This window comes from Halomonas sp. PAMB 3264 (assembly GCF_031954245.1).
Taxonomy (GTDB): domain Bacteria; phylum Pseudomonadota; class Gammaproteobacteria; order Pseudomonadales; family Halomonadaceae; genus Vreelandella.
In genome coordinates this window covers 2,584,752-2,601,807 of record NZ_CP134866.1, presented here as the reverse complement: position 1 = coordinate 2,601,807, position 17,056 = coordinate 2,584,752, and the positions used below count along the sequence as shown (strand labels likewise).

General features: G+C 63.2%; 13 protein-coding genes. 4 read left to right on the top strand and 9 right to left on the bottom strand.

Going from position 1 to position 17,056, the window contains the following annotated elements; all coding sequences use genetic code 11:
• Positions 1-122: 122 nt before the first annotated feature.
• The 6 genes from RN347_RS11780 to RN347_RS11755 form a co-directional block, all read right to left on the bottom strand.
• Positions 123-1,298 carry a cupin domain-containing protein gene (locus RN347_RS11780; RefSeq protein WP_311958337.1) on the bottom strand — a complete coding sequence of 392 codons (1,176 nt, stop codon included), beginning with the start codon at positions 1,296-1,298 and terminating at the stop codon, positions 123-125.
• Between the two features lie 39 nt (positions 1,299-1,337).
• Entirely contained in the window at positions 1,338-2,723 is a 1,386-nt protein-coding gene (purB, locus tag RN347_RS11775) for an adenylosuccinate lyase (protein WP_311958336.1), read from the bottom strand.
• 44 nt (positions 2,724-2,767) lie between these two features.
• A complete protein-coding gene (hflD, locus tag RN347_RS11770) occupies positions 2,768-3,409 on the bottom strand; it encodes a high frequency lysogenization protein HflD (RefSeq protein ID WP_263586629.1) in 642 nt (213 codons plus the stop codon).
• On the bottom strand, positions 3,406-4,554 hold the full coding sequence (mnmA, locus tag RN347_RS11765; protein WP_409365756.1) for a tRNA 2-thiouridine(34) synthase MnmA: 1,149 nt from the start codon (positions 4,552-4,554) through the stop codon (positions 3,406-3,408). Before mnmA ends, hflD begins: the two co-directional genes overlap by 4 nt.
• 124 nt (positions 4,555-4,678) lie before the next feature.
• Entirely contained in the window at positions 4,679-5,116 is a 438-nt protein-coding gene (locus RN347_RS11760) for an NUDIX domain-containing protein (protein ID WP_263586631.1), read from the bottom strand.
• Positions 5,113-5,763: a pseudouridine synthase gene (locus RN347_RS11755; protein ID WP_311958334.1), complete on the bottom strand. Its 651-nt coding sequence runs from the start codon at positions 5,761-5,763 to the stop codon at positions 5,113-5,115. Before RN347_RS11755 ends, RN347_RS11760 begins: the two co-directional genes overlap by 4 nt.
• A 220-nt stretch (positions 5,764-5,983) precedes the next feature.
• On the opposite strand from RN347_RS11755, the gene RN347_RS11750 reads away from it, so the two are divergent.
• The 3 genes from RN347_RS11750 (at position 5,984) to clpA (ending at position 11,205) form a co-directional block, all read left to right on the top strand.
• On the top strand, positions 5,984-8,218 hold the full coding sequence (locus RN347_RS11750; RefSeq protein WP_311958333.1) for an NADP-dependent isocitrate dehydrogenase: 2,235 nt from the start codon (positions 5,984-5,986) through the stop codon (positions 8,216-8,218).
• Between the two features lie 215 nt (positions 8,219-8,433).
• Entirely contained in the window at positions 8,434-8,757 is a 324-nt protein-coding gene (gene clpS / locus RN347_RS11745; protein ID WP_263586634.1) for an ATP-dependent Clp protease adapter ClpS, read from the top strand.
• 171 nt (positions 8,758-8,928) lie between these two features.
• Complete coding sequence (clpA, locus tag RN347_RS11740; RefSeq protein WP_263586635.1) at positions 8,929-11,205, top strand: ATP-dependent Clp protease ATP-binding subunit ClpA; 2,277 nt, start codon at positions 8,929-8,931, stop codon at positions 11,203-11,205.
• Between the two features lie 155 nt (positions 11,206-11,360).
• Here clpA and infA read toward each other — a convergent pair whose 3' ends face one another.
• From infA to aat, 3 genes are all read right to left on the bottom strand, one after another.
• Positions 11,361-11,579 carry a translation initiation factor IF-1 gene (gene infA, locus RN347_RS11735; RefSeq protein WP_007111068.1) on the bottom strand — a complete coding sequence of 73 codons (219 nt, stop codon included), beginning with the start codon at positions 11,577-11,579 and terminating at the stop codon, positions 11,361-11,363.
• Positions 11,580-11,806: 227 nt separating this feature from the next.
• The gene (locus tag RN347_RS11730; protein ID WP_311958332.1) at positions 11,807-12,541 is read right to left on the bottom strand and encodes an arginyltransferase; all 735 of its coding nucleotides are present in this window, start codon (positions 12,539-12,541) and stop codon (positions 11,807-11,809) included.
• Positions 12,542-12,570: 29 nt separating this feature from the next.
• Positions 12,571-13,302: a leucyl/phenylalanyl-tRNA--protein transferase gene (aat, locus tag RN347_RS11725; protein WP_263586637.1), complete on the bottom strand. Its 732-nt coding sequence runs from the start codon at positions 13,300-13,302 to the stop codon at positions 12,571-12,573.
• Between the two features lie 174 nt (positions 13,303-13,476).
• Here aat and RN347_RS11720 point away from each other — a divergent pair, with 174 nt between their 5' ends.
• Positions 13,477-16,959, top strand: coding sequence for a DNA translocase FtsK 4TM domain-containing protein (locus tag RN347_RS11720; protein ID WP_311958331.1), 3,483 nt, complete (start codon positions 13,477-13,479; stop codon positions 16,957-16,959).
• The last annotated feature ends 97 nt before the right edge of the window (positions 16,960-17,056 follow it).

The window sequence follows — 17,056 nt, the reverse complement described above, 5'->3', positions numbered from 1 at the left end:
TCGTCGTAGTTAAACGACACGGCATTACGCGAACGGCGCGACTGGGTCGTTTTTTTTCACCAACCATAAAAAAAGCGCCGCTGGGAGGCGGCGCTTTGAGCGTGACGGTTTTGAAATCGACGCTACTCGTCGTCGTCATCCATGAAGGCAAGGCTACCCGCGTTGACCAGGTAGGTGAGCACCGCCGCGGCGCCGTCGAGCTCGAGAACATCGGCGTACAGCGGGGCCGGGTCCGCGATGCGCCGCGCCAAGGGCTCGGTACAGGGCAGGCCGTCGCCGTCGGCGAATAGCGTGGTCACCCCGGCCTCGGTGCGCCAGGCGATGCGCGAGCCGGGCATGTGGAAAAGCGGCTCGCCGGCGTGTAGTTGCGCGACAAGGTCTTCTTCGTCAAGCGGCTCCTCCAGCGGCATGACCTGGTCCATATACTTTGGTTGAGTCATCGCCCGGCCGAACCACTGGGCGAGCTCTTTGGGCTGGTCCAGCGTCGAGAGGATGAAGTGGCGCATCCGCTCGATGGCGGCGTCGTCGAGTTCGCCGGTATGCTCCACAGGCGCCATGCCGGCGTCGCTGTAGCGTTTCGAGCCGGGCAGCTGCTCGCCCAGATAGTCGGCGAAAGAGGTGATCGCCTCGTCCGCAGAGAGCGCGCGAAAGCCGACCGAATACGTCATGCAGTTGTCGGTCTGGCTTACGCCGTGGTGCGCCCAGCCCGGCGGCAGGTAGAGCATGTCGCCCGGGTTCAGCGTCCAGTCGGAGTCCGGCTCGATGTCGAAGGTCTCGAGAATCTTGAGATCGATGCCCTGGATGATCGGCGCGTCGTCCGGCTGCGGCCCACCCAGCTGCCAGCGGCGCTGGCCGCGCCCCTGGAGCAGGAACACGTCGTACTGGTCGACGTGGGGACCGACGCTTCCGCCGGGCGGGGCGTAGCTCACCATGATGTCGTCCAGACGCCAGCCGGGCAGAAAGTCGAACTCCTTCATCAGCGCGGCAACGCCGGGTACGTAGTGATCCACCGCCTGAACCAGCAGGCTCCAGTGGCTTGCCGGCAGGCGCTCGAAGGTGGCGTCATCGAAGGGCCCGGCGCTCACCTGCCAGGGCCCGTCGGGGCCGTTCTCCTCGACCAGCCGCGCCTCGACGCCCGGCTCGCAGGCAAGGCCTGCCAGCTCGTCCGGATCCAGCGGGCTGACGAAATCCGGGATCGCACCACGAATCAGCAGCGGCTTCTGCTGCCAGTAGTTTTTCAAAAACTCGTCGGGCGTCAGATCGCCCAGCAGGGTCAGCGGCTCGTTGCGGTGGCTCATGGCGATATCCTTGGTGAACGGGTGGTTGAGCGGCGCGCCTTACAGCGCATCCAGGCGCTCGGGCAGCGCTTGCGCCTGGGCACGGGCGTTGCCGATGTAGCTTGCCGGCGACAGCGCCTTCAGCTCCTGTTTGACCTCGGCGGGTAGTTCCAGCGTGTCGATGAACGCGGCAAAGCCTGCCTGGTCGATACGCTTGCCGCGGGTCAGCTCCTTGAGCTTTTCGTAGGGCTTTTCGATCCCGTAACGGCGCATGACGGTCTGGATCGGCTCGGCGAGCACTTCCCAGCTGTTGTCCAGATCCTCGGCCAAGCGCGTCGGGTTGGCCTCGAGCTTGCCGATGCCCTTCAGGCTCGCGTGGTAGCCGATCAGCGCGTAGGCCAGGCCCACGCCGAGGTTTCGAAGCACCGTGGAGTCGGTCAAATCACGCTGCCAGCGCGAGATCGGAAGCTTCTGGGCCAGGTGGTTGAGCACCGCGTTGGCCAAGCCCAGGTTGCCCTCGGAGTTCTCGAAGTCGATCGGGTTGACCTTGTGCGGCATGGTGGAGGAGCCGATTTCGCCTTCCACGGTGCGCTGCTTGAAGTAGCCAAGCGAAATGTAGCCCCAGACGTCACGGTCGAAGTCGATCAAAATGGTGTTGAAGCGGGCGATCGCGTCGAACAGCTCGGCGATGTAGTCGTGCGGCTCGATCTGGGTGGTGTAGGGGTTGAAGCGAAGCCCCAACCCTTCGACGAACGTGCGCGCGTTGGCTTCCCAGTCGATCTCCGGGTAGGTCGTCAGGTGCGCGTTGTAGTTGCCTACCGCGCCGTTGATCTTGCCCAGCACCTCGACGGCCTCGATCTGCTTGAGCTGGCGCTTCAGGCGGTACGCCACGTTGGCCATCTCCTTGCCCAGGGTCGTCGGGCTTGCGGTCTGGCCGTGGGTGCGCGAGAGCATCGGCTCGCCGGCGTGGGCGACGGCGAGCTTGGCGATCTCGTCGGCCACCTGATGCAGCGTCGGCAGCATGGCGTTCAGGCCGTCGAGGAGCATGACGCCGTAGGAGAGGTTGTTGATGTCTTCACTGGTGCAGGCGAAGTGAATGAACTCGGTCACCGCGTGAAGCTCCGCGTTGCCCTCGATCTTCTCCTTGAGGAAGTACTCGACCGCCTTGACGTCGTGGTTGGTGGTGCGCTCGATCTCCTTGATCCGCTCGGCGTCCGCCACCGAGAACTCGCGGATCAGCGTTTCAAGAAACGCGGTGGCTTCACTCGAGAGCGGGCTGACCTCGGCGATGCCCTCGTGTTCGGCCAGGCGCTGCAGCCAGCGCACCTCGACGATCACGCGGGCGCGGATCAGGCCGAATTCGCTGAAGTGTTCCCTGAGCGCGGCAGCCTTGTCGGCGTAGCGGCCATCGACGGGGGAGAGGGCGGTCAAAGCGGTGAGTTGCATGGCAAGATTTCCAAAAATAACGGGGGATCGTGAGGGCCAAAGGCCTAATTGAAACTATCGAGGGCGCGACGCAGCGCCTTGCGCTGAAACACCAGCTTCCAGCGCCGCCCACCCTGCTGGTGCCACAAGAGCGCAAAGCGAATGCCGCTCATCAGGCATGCTCGTACGCGCTCGGGCATCATGCGGGTCTGTAAAAGCGACGGGTCGCCCTGAACGACGATGCGCGTTTTAAACGTCGAAAGCGTCTGTTGATAGGCTTCGCCCAGGCTTGCGATCACGTTTTCGTGGGTCGGGCCGAAGTGCTCCGCCTGGTGCTGGGCGTGGGCGAGCTTCTCGCCCAGGGCGTCCATCATCGCGGTGTCGCTGCGCAGCTTGTTCATCAGCATCAACATGGAGAAGCCGTAGCGCAGCACCACCGGGTTGGCCTGCTTGCGCCCGGAAAGCGCCTCGAGCGTCTCGAGGCCGCGGCGCAGATTGTTGGGATGGCCACCGTAGATCGCCTCGAAGCTGGCCGGATTGGTGTCGAGCGTAGCGTGGATCAGCGTCTCCCAGGCGCGGGTGTCGACCTGCCCGGTGCGGGCCAGCTCGTCGACCAGACTCGCCGCCTGGAAAACGCCGGCCAACGCCAGCGTCTGGCGCGCGGAGGGGGAGTCCGGGGCGCGATGAATCGGTGTGGTCGAGCTCATGCGGCGACCTCGGCAACGTTCCAGGTCGCGCTGATCACACCGCCCCCCAGGCAAACGTCCCCGTCGTAGAGCACCAGCGACTGGCCCGGGGTGACCGCCCACTGCGGGTCGTCGAAAACGACCTCGACGCTGCCATCGGGGCGGCTGCGAACGGCGCAGGGGCAGTCGCTTTGGCGGTAGCGCGTTTTCGCGGTGAAGCGGCCCTCGGCGACCGGCGCTTGACCGGCGACCCAGTCCATCGCCTCGGTACAGAGCGCGTTGGTATAAAGGTGCTCGTCGGTTTTGCCCTGGACGACCTGGAGCACGTTGCGCTCGAGATCCTTGCCTGCCACGTACCAGGGGTCCTCGGAGTAGTTGGCCAACCCCCCGATCCCCAGGCCCTGACGCTGGCCCAGGGTGTAGTACATCAAGCCCATGTGATCGCCGATGACATCACCACTGAGGGTTTCGATTTTGCCTGGCTGGGCGGGCAGGTACTGCTGCAGGAAGTCCTTGAAGCGGCGCTCACCGATAAAGCAGATACCGGTGGAGTCCTTCTTCTTCGCCGTGATGAGATCGAACTCTTCGGCAAGTGCGCGCACCGCAGGCTTTTCGAGCTCGCCCACGGGGAAGAGCGTTCTGGCGATGGCGGCTTCGGGTACGGCGTGCAGAAAGTAGCTCTGATCCTTGTTGGTATCGAGCCCCTTCAGAAGCCGCGCACGGCCGCCGCGCTCGCCGCGGCGCACGTAGTGGCCGGTGGCGATCAGCTCGGCGCCGAGCATTTCGGCGTAGTCGAGGAACACCTTGAACTTGATTTCCCGGTTGCACAGGATGTCCGGATTCGGCGTGCGTCCGGCCTTGTACTCCTCGAGAAAGTGCTCGAACACGTTGTCCCAGTACTCCGCGGCGAAGTTGGCGGTATGCAGCTTGATACCGAGTTTGTCGCACACGGCCTGAGCGTCGGCCAGGTCCTCCTTCGCGGTGCAGTACTCGGTGCCATCGTCCTCGTCCCAGTTCTTCATGAACAGGCCTTCGACCTCATAGCCCTGCTGCAACAGCAAAAGCGCCGAGACCGACGAGTCGACGCCGCCGGACATGCCGACGATCACCTTGCCGGCGGCCGGCGATCCGGCGCCCGGAGTGGAAGCGTTCTGTGTGGATGTCATTGCCATCCTCGTCAAGTGATATGCAGTTGGCCGCGATTATACACGATGCGGGGGCTGGCCTTCGAGTCAAAGGGCGCCGAGTAAAACGCCGGCTTCCCACCGCGTCATACGGGCAGTCGCGGCATCACTCGCTGATGATGGCGAGGGGGTAAACGCGCCCGGCGCGGGCGGCCTCGAGACGCTTGATCACCAGCGGGCTTCGCACCCGCTCGTTGGTCGCAAGCTGTCTGACTTCATCGAAGGTTAGCCAGTGAGTGGCGAGGATGTCAGGGTCCAGCGGCGTGGCGAGCCATACCTCAGGCGTGGCGATGAAGCCGTGGCTATGAAAGGTCTTCTCCGGGGTGTGGAACACCTCGAGGCCAAGATAGTGGCTCAGGCGCACTCGCCAGGCCGTCTCTTCCTCGACCTCGCGCAAAATCGCCGCCATCGGGCCTTCGCCGGGCTCGATGTGACCGGCCGGCTGATTGAACAGCGTGTGCGGGCCGCCGCGCTCCTCCTCGACCATCAGATAGCGCCCGTCGCGCTCGATCACGCAGGCCGCGGTGGTGTGAATGCGTTTCATGAGCGTGGCCCTCGACCTGGTTTCTGACCCGCGCGGGGCGCTTGGCCCTGGCGTGACTTCTTGTTTGGGCTCTGTTTACCGCCTCTGGCAGCGGGCTTTTGCGGCGCGTGCAGGGTTTCGGTACGCCACTGCCCGGGGGCCAGGTCGTCGAGGCGCCAGTGGCCGATGGCCGCGCGAATCAGGCGCAGCGTGGGAAAGCCGACGTGGGCGGTCATGCGCCTCACCTGGCGGTTTCGCCCCTCGGTGATGGTCAGCTCGATCCAGCTGGTGTTTGGATGGCGTTTGGGCTCGATGGGCGGGACGCGCGATCCCACCGCTGGGGTGGTGATGCGCCGGGCCTTGGCTGGGCGGGTCGGGCCATCCTTTAGCGTCACGCCGGCCTTGAGCGCGGCGAGTGCCTCGTCGTCGATCTCGCCTTCGAGCTGAACCCAGTAGGTCTTGGGTTGCTTGTGGCGCGGATGGGTGATCTGGTGGATGAGCGCGCCGTCGTCGCACAGCAGCAGCAGCCCTTCGGAGTCGTAGTCCAGCCGCCCCGCGGCGTAGACGTTGGGGACGTCGATCACGTCGGAGAGTGTCGCGCGCCCCTCACTATCGGTGAACTGGGACAGCATTTTATAGGGCTTGTGCAGAAGATAGAGCGTGCTCATCGGGCTCTCTTGAAGCGGGGTGAATTTGTCGACAATCGCATAAAGGAGTAAAGTGCAGCGCTGAATTACACAAATACTAAACGTTATGATGACACTATCGTCATGGCGTCGCTTGCATGAAACGCTTTGATTCGTGGCCAAGCGCCAGGCTTGATCCTGGCCCGCACCATCGAGCCGCCCGGAAATTTTTAGTCACCGTGAGAAACGAGGTTAACGCACAATGTCCGAAACGCCGAAGATCATCTACACGCTCACCGATGAAGCCCCCGCGCTTGCAACGTATTCGCTGTTACCGATTGTCGATGCGTTTACCGACTCGGCGGGTATCGTCGTCGAAACCCGCGATATCTCTCTGGCGGCCCGCGTGCTGGCGCAGTTTCCCGATCGTTTGAGCGACGAGCAGCGCGTCAGTGACGACCTGGCCGAGCTCGGTACGCTTGCCACCACTCCACAAGCCAACATCATCAAGCTGCCGAACATCAGCGCCTCCGGTCCGCAGCTGAAAGCGACCATCAAGGAGCTGCAGGGCCAGGGCTTCGATCTTCCGAACTACCCGGACGAGCCGCAAAACGACGAAGAGAAGGCCATCAAGGCGGCCTATGACAAGGCCAAGGGCAGCGCGGTAAACCCGGTGCTGCGCGAGGGCAACTCGGATCGTCGCGCGCCGAAGTCGGTCAAGAACTACGCGCGCAAGTACCCGCACCGCATGGGCGAGTGGAGCAAGGAGTCCGATTCCCACGTGGCGCACATGTCGGAAGGCGACTTCTACGGCAGCGAGCAGTCCGCCATTATCGAATCCGCCGGCACGCTCAAGATCGAGCTCAAGCAGAAAGACGGCACACGCACCGTGTTGAAAGACGGGCTTTCGGTGAAGGAAGGCGAAGTGGTCGACGCCGCCTTCATGAGCAGCCGTAAGCTGCGTAACTTCATCGACAGCGAAATCAAGGATGCCAAAAAGCGCGGTATCCTTTTCTCGCTGCACCTGAAAGCCACCATGATGAAGGTGTCCGACCCGATCATGTTCGGCATCGTGGTCGAGGAGTTCTACAAGGACGTGCTCGACAAGCACGCCGATGCACTCAAGCTCGCCGGCTTCAACCCGGCTTCTGGTCTGGGCGATCTTTACAGCTCGATCGAGAAGCTGCCTTCCGAGCAGAGTGAGGCGATCAAATCCGACATCGACGCGCTCTACAAGGAGCGCCCGCCGATGGCGATGGTCAACTCGCACAAGGGCATCACCAACCTGCACGTACCGTCGGATGTGATCATCGACGCCTCCATGCCCGCCATGATTCGCGATTCCGGCAAGATGTGGAACGCAAGCGATGAGCTGCAGGATGCCAAGGCCGTGATTCCGGATCGCTGCTACGCCACGATCTACCAGAGCGTGATCGAGGACTGCAAGAAAAACGGCGCCTTCGATCCGACCACCATGGGCAGCGTACCCAACGTTGGCCTGATGGCGCAGAAAGCCGAAGAGTACGGCTCCCACGACAAGACCTTCCACATCCCGGCGGATGGCACCGTGGTGGTGACTGACGAAAGTGGCCAGACACTGTTCAGCCACGACGTGGAAGCCGGCGATATCTGGCGCATGTGCCAGACCAAGGACGCGCCGATCAAGGACTGGGTCAAGCTTGCAGTCAACCGCGCGCGCGAAAGCGGCTCGCCGGCGATTTTCTGGCTCGACGCCAACCGCGCCCACGACGCCAAGCTGATCGAAAAGGTCGAGACCTACCTCAAGGAGCACGACACTGACGGTCTGGACATCCGCATTCTGGCACCGGTCGAGGCGATGGCGCTGTCGCTCGAGCGCATTCGCCGCGGCGAAGACACCATCTCGGTCACCGGCAACGTGCTGCGCGACTACCTGACCGATCTGTTCCCGATCATGGAGCTTGGCACCAGCGCCAAGATGCTCTCGATCGTACCGCTGATGAACGGCGGCGGCCTGTTCGAAACCGGCGCTGGCGGCTCGGCGCCGAAGCACGTCGAGCAGCTGGTCGAAGAGAATCATCTGCGCTGGGACTCGCTCGGCGAGTTTCTGGCGCTGGCCGCCTCGCTCGAGCACCTTGGCTCTACCTTCGACAACCAGCGCGCCACGGTGCTGGCAAGCGCGCTGGATGAAGCCAACGGCAAGTTTTTGGACAGCAACAAGTCGCCGTCGCGCAAGACCGGCGAAATCGACAACCGCGGCAGCCACTTCTATCTGGCGCTGTACTGGGCCGAGGCGCTCGCCGCCCAGGACCAGGACGCCGAGCTGAAGAAGCTTTTCACCGAGCTTGCCAAAACCCTGCGCGACAACGAGTCCACCATCATGGACGAACTCAACGGCGCCCAGGGCAAGCCGGTCGAGCTCAAGGGCTACTTCCACCCGGACCGTGAGCTTGCAAGCAAGGCCATGCGTCCGAGCCAGACCTTCAACGAGGCGCTGGCGCTGGTCGCCAAGGGCTAACGCCCGCCTGGAGGTACATACCCTCGTCCGCTCGGCGGGCGGGGGTTTTTTGTATGACCCAGTGTGATAATTTTGTCTTTTCCATGAACCCTTGCTGAGCATGGGCGTCTTATAGCAAGCCTGCTTGCCACATCTTCGCCTGTCAGCACAGAGACGATACGCAACGCTTTATGCCCAATCTTGAGAATCCTTGCCTGAATGCTTCGGTGTCAGGCATGACATGCTCGGCATCGACCGAGCACGACGACGACCTGGACGTACAGACGTCAGAGCCCGAACTCGCCCAGCCGCCGCTGTATAAAGTAGTGCTGCACAACGACGACTACACGCCGATGGAGTTCGTCATCGAAATACTCCAGGGCTTTTTCAACATGGATAACGAAAAGGCCGTGGAGATCATGCTGGCCGTGCACACCCAGGGCAAAGGTACCTGCGGTATTTTCACTCGCGACATCGCGGAGACGAAAAGCCATCAGGTCAACGAATACGCCCGCGAATGCGAGCATCCGCTCATGAGCGACATCGAAGCTGCCGACTGAGACAAGCGCCGGAGAACGCGCGAAAGCGCGCCGGTAAACGTTGAAAAAAAGTGGCAGTGGGGCTTGCAAGCGGGGCATTTGTACCCGATGTTGAAAGTGCCGGTCGATTAAACTGATCCGACGCAAGTCCCGGGTGAATACGCCCCGGGGAGTAGCGAAAAGGGGACTGCCATGCTGAGCAAAGAACTTGAACTGACCCTGAACACGGCCTTTACCGTGGCTCGCTCAAAGCGCCACGAGTTTATGACCGTCGAGCACCTGCTTTTAGCGCTTCTGGATAACGCGTCCGCCGTCGATGTGCTCAAAGCGTGCGGGGCCAATCTCGACAAGCTGCGGTCCGATCTGCAGGATTTCATCAATTCGACCACGCCACTGATTCCCGAAGGTCAGAGCGAGCGCGAAACCCAGCCCACGCTTGGCTTTCAACGCGTGCTTCAGCGCGCGGTTTTTCACGTACAGTCATCGGGTAAAAGCGAAGTCAGCGGCGCCAACGTGCTCGTGGCCATCTTCTCCGAGCAGGAGAGCCAGGCCGTCTACTTCCTGAAACAGCAAAACGTGGCGCGGGTCGACGCCGTCAACTACATCGCCCACGGTATTTCCAAGGTATCCGGTCACAATTCGTCGAATACATCTTCTCAGCAGGAGGGTGACGATGTGGAAGAAGCCAGTGCCGAAGGCGGCGCACACCCTCTGACCGGCTACGCCACCAACCTCAACGAGCAGGCGCGTCTGGGCAAAATCGACCCGCTGATCGGGCGCGATCATGAGCTCGAGCGCGTGGTTCAGATTCTGGCGCGCCGGCGCAAGAACAACCCGCTTCTGGTCGGTGAAGCCGGCGTGGGCAAGACCGCGATCGCCGAAGGCCTGGCCAAGCGCATCGTTGAAGAGGACGTGCCGGACGTCATCGCCGACGCCGTGGTCTACTCCCTCGATATGGGCGCGCTGCTCGCTGGTACCAAGTACCGCGGCGATTTCGAAAAGCGCTTGAAAAGCCTTTTGAGTGAGCTCAAAAAGCAGCCCAATTCGATTCTCTTCATCGATGAGATTCATACCGTGATTGGCGCAGGTGCGGCCTCTGGCGGCGTGATGGACGCCTCGAACCTGTTGAAGCCGCTCCTCTCCTCCGGTGAGCTTCGCTGCATCGGTTCGACCACGTTCCAGGAGTTTCGCGGTATCTTCGAGAAGGACCGCGCGCTTGCCCGGCGTTTCCAGAAGGTCGACGTGCCGGCGCCCTCGGTGGACGACACCATCAAGATCCTCAAGGGGCTGCGTTCGCGCTTTGAAGAGCATCACGAGCTCAAGTACACCGACGGGGCGCTCGAGAGCGCCGCGCGTCTGGCGGATCGCTACATCAACGACCGCCATCTGCCGGACAAGGCGATCGACGTGATCGACGAGGCGGGGGCGCATCAGCGTATGCTGCCCTCTGAGATGCGGGTCGACACCATCGATGTCGAGCAGGTCGAGGCCGTGGTGGCGTCCATCGCGCGGATCCCGCCGAAGAGCGTCTCCAGCTCCGATCGCAAGCTGCTCGAAAAGCTCGACCGCGACCTCAAGATGCTGGTGTTCGGGCAGGACGAGGCGATCGACTCGTTGGCGGCGGCCATCAAGCTCTCCCGCGCCGGGCTCAAGGCGCCGGACAAGCCGGTGGGCAGCTTCCTGTTCGCCGGCCCCACCGGTGTGGGCAAGACCGAAGTCGCCAAGCAGCTCTCGCACATCATGGGGATCGATCTGGTGCGCTTTGACATGTCCGAGTACATGGAGCGCCACACGGTGTCACGCCTGATCGGCGCGCCGCCCGGGTACGTTGGCTACGATCAGGGCGGCCTGTTGACCGAGGCGGTCAATAAACAGCCGCACTGCGTGTTGCTGCTCGACGAAATCGAAAAGGCACACCCGGAAGTCTTCAACCTGCTGCTGCAGGTGATGGATCATGGCCGCCTGACCGATAACAACGGCCGCGAGGCGGACTTCCGCCACGTCATTCTGATCATGACCTCCAACGCCGGTGCCGAACAGGCATCGCGCCGCTCGATCGGTTTCCAGACTCAGGATCACACCACGGACGCGATGGAAGTCATCCGCCGCACGTTCTCACCGGAGTTCCGCAACCGTTTGGACGGTATCATTCAGTTCAGCGCGCTTCCGATGACCGTGGTGCGCAACGTGGTCGACAAGTTCCTGATCGAGCTTCAGGCGCAGCTCGACGAGAAGCGCGTACAGCTCGACGTAGACGACTCGGCCCGCGACTGGCTGGCGGACAAGGGCTACGACCCGGATATGGGCGCACGCCCGATGGCTCGCCTGATTCAGGAGAAACTGAAAAAGCCGCTGGCCGAGATGATTCTCTTCGGCGAGCTGGCCGAGCATGGCGGTACGGTGCACGTCAGTCTGGAAGAAGGGGAGCTTTCGCTTTCGACCGAAGCTGAAATGGCCGACGCCCCGTAACGGTCAACGCGTAAGATTCAACCGCGTACAGCGCCCTGTCATTGACGGGGCGTTGTCATTTTGAGGCGCCGTAAAAGAGGAGAAACGCTCGTGCTCGTGCGCGTAACGAAGGGGGCGATTACGTCAATTCAAATAAGCACGAAAGCGTTGGGTGTTTAGCGCGAACGGTAAACGATGCGGCCCTTGGAAAGGTCATAAGGGGTCAGCTCTACCTTGACCTTGTCACCGGTCAGAATGCGGATGTAATTCTTGCGCATCTTGCCCGAAATGTGGGCGGTCACCACGTGGCCGTTTTCGAGCTCGACACGAAACATGGTGTTGGGAAGGGTATCGACAATGACGCCTTCCATTTCAATATGGTCTTCGCGTGCCATATAGGCAAATCCTCACTTATTTAATATCGTCGTTGCCAGTTTAACAGATTCGCTGGCACTGTGGTGGCCAAGAACTTTGCTTGTCAAAACCAGGTTTACCAAAACCAGGGTTGCCCGATACAGCCGTCGGCCAATACGAGTCAACTGGCAAAATCGTTTACAAGGGCTTGGTAAGCAGAGCTATATTGTGCCGCAAGGCTGGCGTCAAGGCAAAAAAGCGCGCCGTTTTAGCGAATGAGCGCGCGCCAGCGGCGCCCTTCCAGCACCTCGAGCGGAGAAAACGCCTGCTTGTAGCGCATTTTCCGGCACTCCTCGATCCAGTAGCCCAGATACAGGTGGCACAAGTCCTGCTGCTGGCAAAGCTCGATCAGCTTCAGGATCGCAAGCGTTCCCAGTGAGCGCCGGTCGAGTTCCTCATCCACGGCGAAGAAAGTGTAGATCGCCGAGAGACCGTGCTCGAGGCGATCGAACGCGGCGACACCGATCAGCCGTTCTTCCAGGTAAAGCTCCATCAGGTTGGCGTAGGGCTGGTCGAGGGTCAAAAAGGTGCGATACTGCTCCTGGCTTGGCGGGTACATGTCGCCGTCGCTATGGCGCGAGCGTATGTAGTGGGCGTAGAGCGCATAGTGGGCGTTATGGTAATGGGCGGCCACGACGCGCGTCGTGACATCGGCATTACGTTTGGCGATTTTGCGCTGGGTCCGATTGGGTTCGAACTGCGCGACGGGAATGCGCACCGACTGGCACGCCTGGCAGCCTTCACAGTGAGGCCGATACAGGTGCCGGCCGCTGCGGCGAAAGCCCAGCAGCGAAAGCGCATCGTACACGCCGTGGGAGGGGGCTTCCTTGGGGTCCAGAAACAGCGTCGTCGCTTTTTGATCCGGCAGGTAGCTGCAGGCGTGGGGCACGGTCAGAAAAAAGCGTAGATCGCGGACCGGGCCGCGGGAGGCGCTGCTGCTCACGGCTATCTCCTTGAGTGTTGACCCTCGCGTCAATAGGCGGCGGGTACGGCGTTGAGCCAGGGCGAAGCCGGAACGACCGGGTGGTGACCGGTCAGGTCGAACGCGTTTTCCGGCAGCCACTGTTCAAGATAGCTCACGAACGTCGCGCGGGCGATGGGGGCGGCACCCAAACGCTCCAGGTGTGGCGTATGCATCTGACAGTCGATCAGCGCGCCGCCGTTGTCCGCCATGGCGCGCGCCAAGTGCGCCAATGCCACCTTGGAAGCATCCGGCGCTTTCGAAAACATCGACTCGCCGAAAAATACCGGCCCCATGGCCAGTCCGTAAAGCCCGCCGACGAGTTCGTCGTCCTGGTGGACCTCGACGCTGTACGCAATGCCCAGGCTGTGAAGATGGCAATAGGCCGCGCGCATGTCCGGGTTGATCCAGGTGTCTGGCTCGCCCTGGCGGGGCGCGGCGCAGGCGTCGATCACGGCATCGAAGTGTTGATTCAGCGTCACGCGAAAGCCACCATTGCGCAGGCGCTTGGCAAGGCTTCGCCGCAGTTTGAACTGCGAAGGCGCCAGTACCATTCGCGGGTCGGGGCTCCACCAGAGCACGGGGTCGCCGTCGCTGTACCAGGGGAAGACCCCGCGGCGATAAGCCTCGATGAGCCAGCGGGGGGTCAGCGCGCCGCCGGCGGCGAGCAGGCCGTTGGGCGTGTCGAGCGCGCTGGCGGTCTCCGGAAAGGCGGGTAGTGGCGATGAAAGCCAGGGCAGCATGAAGGACTCCTTGTCGCCTTTGGAAACAGCCTTGGTGATCGTCTCGAAAAAACGCCGCGAGTACGTTTGAACGCCAACTCGAAGCGACAAGCGCTGTGATGGCGAAAGGATGCTCGGTATGATGCAAACTCGCAAGTCGACTAACGACGCCACCAGGTGTAAAGGGAGAATCGCTTGAAAGTAAACAAGACGGTAGACAAGCGAACGCAGGGCGGTTCGCGTCGACCATCGACGTCGGCCCAGTCCACTCGGGTCAAGGCCGCCAGGGATAAGGCGCGGCGTTTCGGCCTGCGCCTTCAGGGCTCGATGCGCGAAGGCGTCGTCGTGGTGCTGCTGGCGCTGTGCGTCTTTTTATTGCTGGCCCTGTTCAGCTACCAGCCGGAAGACCCGGGCTGGTCCTACCAGGGGCCGGAAACCGACGTGCACAACTGGATGGGCCCGGTGGGTGCCTGGCTTGCCGACGTGCTCTATTCACTTTTGGGGGCAAGCGCCTTGTGGTGGCCCGGCATGTTCGGCTTCGCCGCCTGGTGGCTGATGCGCTCACGCCAGGTGCGCTTCGAGATCGACCCGGTCGCCATTGCGGTGCACGCCGGGGGGCTTGTGCTGTTGATGTTCGGCACCACCATGCTCGGCGCGCTGCACTTTTATCATCCCGACAGCATTTTGCCCTACGCCTCCGGCGGTATTCTGGGCGAGGGCCTGGTCGGCACGCTGCGCCCGCTGGTGGGAAGTGGCGGGGTGGGCCTGATCGCCGCCGCGCTCATTTTGATCGGCTTTCCGCTGTTTACCGGCCTCTCCTGGCTGAACGTGGCCGACGAGCTCGGCAAACGCTTTTGTCGTCTGGGCGCCGGCTGGCGCGATCGCCGCGCCAAAAGCAAGCAAAAGCGTGAAGAGCGCGCCTCGATCAAGGCCGCCTCCAAAGAGGCAGCACGCAAGTTCAAGGAGCGCAACCGCCAGGAGAGAGAAGCGCGTGAGCAGCAGGAGGCCGAGGCGGCGCGCTTTGAGACGAGCGCGGCGGCCAGTGCGGACGCCGCTCCCCGGGCCCGCGAAGGCAGCCGCCGCGAGCCGCGCATGGCCGCCTTCGATCAAAGCGAAACCACCGATACCTCGATTCCCTGGGAGGCCGCGGCCCATCACTACGCGCCGCCGGCTTCCAGCGAGCAGCCGCCTGCCGCCGAGCCCGCCCCGAGCAAGCCGGCGGCGGTAAAACCCGCCCGCGCCGAGCCCACGCTCTCAGCCTCTAATGCCGAGGCGTTGGCAGAAGACGACGCGACGCAGACGGCAAGCGCTTCAACCGACGAGACGCCGGCAACGCAAGTGCCGCCCGTTGAAGAAGCGCCCGCCGAGCAGACGCCGCGCGAAGATACCCGCCTCGAACACGCGCCGCTCGATGACGCACCGATGGCGTCGCGCCCGGTAGATGCTGCGCCCAGCGAGCCGATGTCCGCACGCGCCCAAACACCGCTCGAGGCCGAGAACACCGAAGCGCCGACGTCGGCCACGCCGGTGCAAGTACCGGAAGAAACAGCGCCGGTGTCCAACGTGTTTGCGGCACCCTCTCGAGTTGAGGAGCCTACTTCCGAGCCCGAGCCCGAGCCCGAGCCCGAGCCCGAGCCGCGGCCGGCGCCTGCGGCCTTTGGCCCGGCCCCTGCCGAGCAGGAAGCGCCCGTTGAGCCGGCGCCCTGGAGCACGCCGTCCGACAGCGATGAAGTTCCGCTGTCGCTTCGCGCGTCAAGGCGCGATGAAGAGCCCGTGCCGCCCAATCGTTTTTTCATCGACGAGCCCCAGGAGGATGACGCGTCCGACGACGCGCTTATCGATGACGACGTGTCGCCTCAGCCGTGGAGCGCCCAGCCGCGCGAGCCGCTGAGCGCCAGCGCGCCCGAGCCGCCCCGCAGGGTGCCGGAAGTCGTGCCCGAGCCGGTGTGGGAAGACGACGAAGAGATCGAGCCCGCGTATGCGCCGACCCCGGCGCCGGCTACCACTACAACGCCTGCACCGGCCCCAGCCTCGGTCGCGCCGCGGGAAGCGCGTCAGGAGCCGACGTTCACCCAGGAGCGCGCCGCGCCGGAGCCGGATACCGGGCCCACGCTCTGGACCGTCGAGCATCTACAGAATCAGCGCCCGGCGTTCGAAACCGAAGACGAGCCCGAAGGCGAGGTGCCAAGCTACCAGCTTCTGACGCCGCCGGAGCCGCATCAGCCCAACTACACCGAAGAGCAGCTCAGCGACATGGCCGAGCTGCTCGAGGTGCGCCTGCGCGATTACGGCGTGAAGGCGGACGTGGTCGACACCTGGCCCGGCCCGGTCATCACGCGCTTCGAGATCAAGCCTGCGCCTGGCGTGAAGGTCTCCAAGATCAGCAATCTGGCCAAGGATCTGGCGCGCTCGTTGATGGTCAAGAGCGTGCGCGTGGTCGAGGTGATCCCCGGTCGACCCACGGTGGGTATCGAAATTCCCAACCCACACCGGGCGATGATTCGCCTGCGCGAGGTGATCGACTCCGACCGCTACCAGCAGGAGAGCTCGCCGCTCACCATGGCGCTGGGCCAGGATATTGGCGGCGGTCCCGTCGTGGCGAATCTTGGCAAGATGCCCCACCTGCTGGTCGCCGGTACCACCGGCTCGGGTAAATCGGTAGGTGTGAACGCCATGCTGATCTCGATGCTGTTAAAAGCAACGCCGGACGAGCTCAAGCTGATCATGGTCGACCCCAAGATGCTCGAGCTTTCGGTGTATGACGGCATCCCGCACCTGTTGGCGCCGGTGGTCACCGACATGAAAGAGGCCGCCAACAGCCTGCGCTGGTGCGTGGCCGAAATGGAGCGGCGCTACAAGTTGATGGCCGCGATGGGCGTGCGCAACATCGCCGGCTTCAACGCGCGCCTGGATGAAGCCGAGCGCGCCGGCGCTCAGGTCGCGGACCCGCTTTGGGAGCCGCAGCCCTGGGAAATGCACCAGACGCCGCCGGTGCTCGAAAAGCTGCCTTATATCGTGGTGGTGATCGACGAGTTCGCCGACATGTTCATGATCGTCGGCAAGAAGGTCGAGGAGCTGATCGCGCGTCTGGCGCAGAAGGCTCGCGCCGCGGGTATTCACCTGATTCTCGCTACCCAGCGCCCGTCGGTGGACGTGGTGACCGGCCTGATCAAGGCGAACATTCCATCGCGCATGGCGTTTCAGGTCTCCTCGCGTATCGACTCGCGCACGATTCTCGATCAGGGCGGCGCCGAGAGCCTGCTGGGCCACGGCGACATGCTTTACCTGCCCGCCGGTTCCGGGCCGCCCAACCGCGTTCACGGGGCCTTCGTCGACGATGACGAGGTGCACCGCGTGGTCGAGGATTGGAAGCGCCGCGGCGAGCCGGAGTACATCGATGAAATCCTCTCCGGCGGTGTTTCCGCGGATGCGCTGGCCGGGCTCGAAGCCGAAGGCGGCGACGGTGACGACGCCGAGCAGGACGCGCTTTACGACGAGGCCGTGCAGTTCGTCACCGAGACCCGCAAGGCGTCGATCTCCGCGGTGCAGCGCCGCTTCAAGATCGGCTACAACCGCGCTGCGCGGCTGGTCGAGGCGATGGAAGGCGCCGGCGTGGTGTCGACGATGGGCTCCAACGGTGCCCGCGAAGTGCTGGCCCCGCCGCCGGTGGGCCAATAAGTGAGGCATCAATCGTGCAACAAGCGTGAAAGTCGCGCCACCGGTGAAACCCCGGGGCGCGATGAGCGTCTGAGTGTGGACACAGGGATGTTCCTGT